Source organism: Anoxybacillus sp. LAT27 (assembly GCF_022030075.1).
GTDB lineage: Bacteria > Bacillota > Bacilli > Bacillales > Anoxybacillaceae > Anoxybacillus > Anoxybacillus kestanbolensis.
The window spans coordinates 1-232 of sequence record NZ_JAIWYK010000310.1 but is presented as its reverse complement, the minus strand read 5'-3'; the positions used below and the strand labels follow the sequence as shown (position 1 = coordinate 232).

At 51.3% G+C, this 232-nt stretch carries 1 protein-coding gene; it reads right to left on the bottom strand.

The window, feature by feature from the left end:
• Positions 1 to 125, bottom strand: a 125-nt coding sequence (locus tag LD028_RS09585) for a phage holin family protein (protein ID WP_237811683.1), incomplete at its 3' end; no start/stop codon positions are given.
• Positions 126 to 232 lie beyond the last annotated feature (107 nt).

Sequence of the window (232 nt, the reverse complement as noted above, 5' to 3'; positions counted from 1 at the left end):
ATGACCACCGCGGCCATAAGTGCGGGCCAAAAACCGTTTACAGAGAAGCCGGGAACGAGAAACCCGACGAACATCAGCACGACTGCAGCGACCACGAAACGGATGACATGGCGCAAGATCGTCATGAAGAATCCTCCTTTGGAGTTTGTTTCACTACTCATTCTGGCTGTTTTGCCGACAAATTATGCCGCACCGGGTGTGTAAATTTATGCTTGCGGCGGACTGCATGTTA